The sequence below is a fragment of the Methylobacterium sp. A52T genome, assembly GCF_053346095.1.
The window spans coordinates 1-4680 of sequence record NZ_JBKFBI010000240.1 but is presented as its reverse complement, the minus strand read 5'-3'; the positions used below and the strand labels follow the sequence as shown (position 1 = coordinate 4680).

General features: G+C 74.7%; 5 protein-coding genes and 1 pseudogene. 1 reads left to right on the top strand and 5 read right to left on the bottom strand.

Annotated features, from left to right (window positions below; genetic code table 11):
* From ACLBYE_RS29705 to ACLBYE_RS29685, 5 genes are all read right to left on the bottom strand, one after another.
* Nucleotides 1-356, bottom strand: a 356-nt coding sequence (locus ACLBYE_RS29705; RefSeq protein ID WP_447696907.1) for an MFS transporter, incomplete at its 3' end; no start/stop codon positions are given.
* A 55-nt stretch (nucleotides 357-411) separates the two neighbouring features.
* Nucleotides 412-669, bottom strand: a complete 258-nt coding sequence (locus ACLBYE_RS29700) for a hypothetical protein (RefSeq protein WP_020093648.1) — start codon at nucleotides 667-669, stop codon at nucleotides 412-414.
* Between the two features lie 149 nt (nucleotides 670-818).
* Nucleotides 819-1931 carry an alpha/beta fold hydrolase gene (locus ACLBYE_RS29695; protein ID WP_447696906.1) on the bottom strand — a complete coding sequence of 371 codons (1113 nt, stop codon included), beginning with the start codon at nucleotides 1929-1931 and terminating at the stop codon, nucleotides 819-821.
* A gap of 124 nt (nucleotides 1932-2055) precedes the next feature.
* Entirely contained in the window at nucleotides 2056-3345 is a 1290-nt protein-coding gene (locus ACLBYE_RS29690) for an App1 family protein (RefSeq protein ID WP_447696905.1), read from the bottom strand.
* 24 nt (nucleotides 3346-3369) lie between these two features.
* Nucleotides 3370-3768, bottom strand: a complete 399-nt coding sequence (locus ACLBYE_RS29685; RefSeq protein WP_042671771.1) for a DUF3775 domain-containing protein — start codon at nucleotides 3766-3768, stop codon at nucleotides 3370-3372.
* A 369-nt stretch (nucleotides 3769-4137) separates the two neighbouring features.
* Between ACLBYE_RS29685 and ACLBYE_RS29680 the strand changes: the two are divergent.
* Nucleotides 4138-4680, top strand: a pseudogene (locus ACLBYE_RS29680) (hypothetical protein); the annotation flags it as partial.

Sequence of the window (4680 nt, the reverse complement as noted above, 5' to 3'; positions counted from 1 at the left end):
GCCGGGGCCGCGGTGCCCGCCGCGTAGAGGAGCGCCGGCCCGATCAGCTGCGCCAGCCCGGCGCCGGGCAGGTGCGCCAGGGCGCTGAGCCCGGCCAGCGCGAGGCTCGCCGCCAGGACGGACCGGCCGGCCCGGCGGCGGTCGGCGAAGGCGCCGGCCAGGGGCCCGACCGCGAGACGCAGGGCGCCCGCCGCGGCGAGGAGGAGGCCGATCTCGCCGGGCGTCAGGCCGCGCGCGGCGAGGAAGCCCGGAAGGACCGGCGACAGCACCCCGTAGGCGCCGTAGAGCGCCGCGTAGAGGACGAGGAATCGGGCGAGCCCGCCCCACCGTCCCGCCCCTGTCGCCCGCCGCTCCATCGGCGGAGCGTAGCACCGGCGGGCGTCCCGGTGTCAGGTCCGCGCCGGGCTCTCGTCAGCAGGGTCGGCGGACGGCGTAGCGGTAGCGCCGCCCCTGCGCGTCGAGCAGCTCGCTGTCCGGCCCTTCCTGCCACACGACCTCGTCCTCGGGACGGGCCGCGTCGGTCAGGGTCGCCCCGCGGACGATGTCGAGGCTGAGGCCGAACCCGTAATTGGTCGCGGTCGCGTCGGTGATCGCGGCCGAGATGTCGGCCTCGTCGGGCAGGCAGGCGAACAGGACGCCGTCGGCGATGGCGAGGGTGTAGGTTTGCACGGATGGCCTCCAGGAGGCTCGAGGAGCGTGGACCGGCTGCGAGGGGCCGAACCTAGGCATCGCGGGCCGGATGTGAACCCTCTCCACCGAGATGCTGCATTGCACCATTTCGTGAGCACGGGCTCCGCGCGAGCCCGCGCTGCCGCGCCTCAGCGACCCAGGTGATCGTCGAAGAAGTGCGCCATTTCTCCGAAGACCTCCCGAGTCTCGGGCGCGTCCGGCGTGAACAGGTACTGGGCGTGGGACATGCCCTCAAACACCTGCAGCGACGCCTCGATCCCGGCGGCGCGCAACTTCCGGTGGGTGCGCACCGTGTTCGACAGGAAGAGGTCGCGGGTGCCGGTGACCAGGATCGCGGGCGGGAGGCCGGCGAAGTCGCCGTAGATCGGCGAGAGCTGCGGGTCCTTCAGGTCGCGGCCGGCGGCGTAGAGCTTGGCGGCCGGCGTCAGGTAGCCGGAATAGCTGACGAGGACGTTGTCGAGCCACTCGTTGGTCCGGTAGCTGTCGCCGGTCTCGGTCATGTCCGACCAGGGCGTCCCGAGGCCGATCGCCGCGGGTAGCGCGAGCCCCTCTGCCTTGGCGCGGAGCATCAGGGCCAGGGTCATGCCGCCGCCCGTTGAGGTGCCGAACACCGCCATGTTTCGCGGCTTCTGCATGGACAGCATGGCCCGCCACACGGCGGTCGCGTCGTCCATGGCGGCCGGGTAGGGCGCGTCCGGCGGCATGCGGTAATCCACCGAGATGACCTTGTAGCCGCCGAGGCCGGCCATCAGGATCGCCTCCAGCGTTCCGGCCTCGCCGGGATTGTAGACGTAGCCGCCCCCGTGGATGTGCAGGAGCAGCCGGTCACGGTTGGCCTCGGGGATCTGCCGGGGCTGGATCACGAAGGCCTTCACGCCGCCGATCACCGCGGCCTCGCTGGTGACGCCGAGCTTCTCGCGGAGCGCCGGCAGGGTGGCGGCTCCGGCGGCAGCGAGCTTGTCGACCAGCGCCTTCCAGGCCGCGGCGTCCGGCGGGTTCGCGTTCCAGGCCGGCACCCGGTAGGGCGCCGCCACCGCGGCGCGGAATTGCGGGCTCGTCGTGTCGGGGACCGGCACGACCTTGGCCGGCACCGTCCGCGGCCCCGGGGCGGCGTTGGCCGCGCCCATCTCGGCCTCCAGCTGCGCGAAGCGCGGCACGGCCCGCTCCGCGGGCGCGGCCTGCCCGAGGGCGGCCTGGGTGCCGCAGGCGATCATCAGCAGCGCGGACAGGCTCAGGCGCATCTCGGTTCCTCCCGCGGCAGCCCGTTCCGCGACCCGTCTCGCCGGGTGCCGGCCGCGCTCGGCCGATACCTATCGGAGCGGGCGGCCGGCGACAGCGGCCCGGGTGACGATCGCGGCCGCGCGTTCACGCACCGAGCCGCGGGAGCGCGGCCGGCGTCTCCGGCTCGACCACCAGGGTCGCCGGCACGGCGCCGTCCCCGGCGAGGGCCTCGGCGATCGCCTCCGGCCCGATCGGGTCCTCGGCCGCGTCGGCGACGCCCGACGGTTCCGGCGTGATCCGGGCGGTCTCCCGGCGCGGCCCGGTCTCGGCCGCCGCCGCGTGCTCGTCAGCGACGCCGGTCACCGCCCCGGGCGCGATCAGCCCGATGGCGGCCGCGTGCTCGGCCATGGCGACGCTGTCGGCGGCGAGCACGAGGCTCGATCCGGCCCGGGCGACGGCGCCGGCGAGCCGGACGATCTCCTCCACTCGCGCGGAGCCGCGGGACACGTTGCGGATGTAGACCGCCAGCACCCGCCCGGGATTCTCCTCGACGATCTGCGCGTAGACCTCCGGGTCGTGCTGGCCGCTGTCGCCGATCAGCACGAAGGGCAGGTCGCGGTAGAGGGCGAGCATGTGCCGGATCAGCGCGTGCTTGTGGTCGGTGGCGCGGCGCGGCAGCGGGTGGGTCCAGGAGAGGCCCCATTCCCGCAGGAAGAGCACCGGCCCCGCCGGGATGCCGTGGCGCTGGAAGAACTCCGACAGCATCTCGTAGAGGCCCCAGGGCGCGCGGGACACGTAGAGCATCGGGTTGCCCTCGTCGCCGCCGGCGCCCGCGTGGAGGGCGCGGTAGAGGGCGGCGACGCCCGGGAAGGCGACCCGGCTCTCGGCATCCTCCACGAACAGGCGCCACAGCATCTTGAGCTTGTTGGCGACGCCGGTGCGCATGACCGTGTCGTCAATGTCGCTGACCACGACGCAGCGGCAGCGGTCGGGCGGGATGAAAACCGCGCCCTCGGCGGGGATCGGCGGATCGGCCTCGAGGCGCAGTGCGACCGCGTGCCAGTCACCCGTGTCGGCCGGGGGCGTGCGCGGGTGCAGGTGCACGCGGAAATAGCCGTCCCGGTCGGTCTCGACCCGGACGGCGTCGTCGCCGAACCGGGCGGTGACGGCCGCGCCGGCGATCGTCCGCCGGGCGATGCGGCGGCGCAGGTCGCGCCACTGCGCCCGCAGGGATTCGGGATCCTCGCCGGGTATCCCCGGCGACTGCCGGAAGACCCGGCCGATCAGGAACACCTCGTCCCGTGACCCGTAGCCGCGGTAGGGCTCGACCACGAGCCCGCCGCGGCCCTTGCCGCCATGGCCCTGCGCGCGGCGGACCGGCCGCGTGAGGACTCGCAGCGCCTTCGTGGCGCCCCTGCGCGCGCGCGAGGCCATGGCGACCGGCCCCCGTCCGGGCGCTCAGGCCTGCGGCAGTTCGGGGCTGAGCCCCATCGCGTCGAGGCCTTCCTCCAAGAGGTCGCCGGCGTCGGGAGAGCCCAGCAGTTCCCGCGCGGCGCCCTCGCCGGCGGCCTCGCGCTCGCGGGCGAAGCGCACCGCCTCGCTCCACTCCTCCGGCTCCATGTCGCCGCGCCCGACGTAGAGGAGGGCGAGCAGCTCGGCCCGGGAATCGTCGTCGAGTCCGGCGATCAGGCCGCGGACCTCGGACTCGGTGGCGTCGTCGGTGCCGGAGACCAGGACGTCTGTGGCGCCGTCGTCGATCGGGTTCGAGCCCGAATCCGGGTCGGTGTTGCCCTCCTTCACCTCGATGGCGCGCAGCCGCGTGACGATGTCGGTGACGGTTTCGACGGCGATGTCCATGCGCTGATCTCCGGGCGCTGAAAGGGTCGGGCCAGCGGGGCCCTCAAGCCGCGACAACGGGCGAGCGGGCGCCGGGTTCGCCCCGTCCCCATCGAAGGGGGCTTGCGTGGTCCGCGCCACTTTCCGGCTCAGCGACCGTGAGTTAGAGGCTGCGAGACTGTTCCGACATCCGGATCGACATCGGCGATAGACGTGATTTCTACAAAGACTGCCACGACATCGCCTGCCGATACCGTCATTCCCCCTGCACGCGACGCCGCGTCCCAGCGCTCGGGCCGGCGCTCGGGCAGGCGCCTCGCGGCCCTCGCGGCCCTCTCGGCCCTGGCCGGATCCGCGCTCATCGGGACGCGCTCCGCCGAGGCCCGGCCCGTGGGCTACGAGGGCAGCGCCCCGAGCTGCTTCCTGACCGGGGGCGGCGCGCTGGAGATCTGCCGCGAGGGCTCGGAGGCCGAGGGCGTCCTCATCGCGCCGGCGCCCTGCGCCTTCGTGCGCGGCGTGCAGATCCTGCGGCTCGCCCGCTCCGAGGCGCCCGGCCCGCTCCAGGCCGTGTTCCAGGGCCAGACCCCGGTGGCGTCCCGCCGGGACGAGCCGTGCCCGGAGCGGCGCGCCACCGACAGCCGCGACGGCGGCGCCCTGCGCACCGGCCGCACCTTCGAGGCCCTGGTCACGACGCTGCCGCCCTCGGCCGACCGGTTCTGGGTCGACCTGCCGGAGGAGCGCGCGCGGACGCGCGGCTGGTCCGAGCCGACGCCGTCCGCGGAGGGCATCGGCCCGCGCGATCCCATCGCTGTGACGGGCCGGACCTGGGCCGGCGAGGCCTACAGCTACGTCTTTCTGCTCGGGCAGGAGCGCGTGGGCGTCACCGGCGGCGACGCGGCCGAGCCCGAGCGCCGCGGCCGGCGTCGGCGCCGG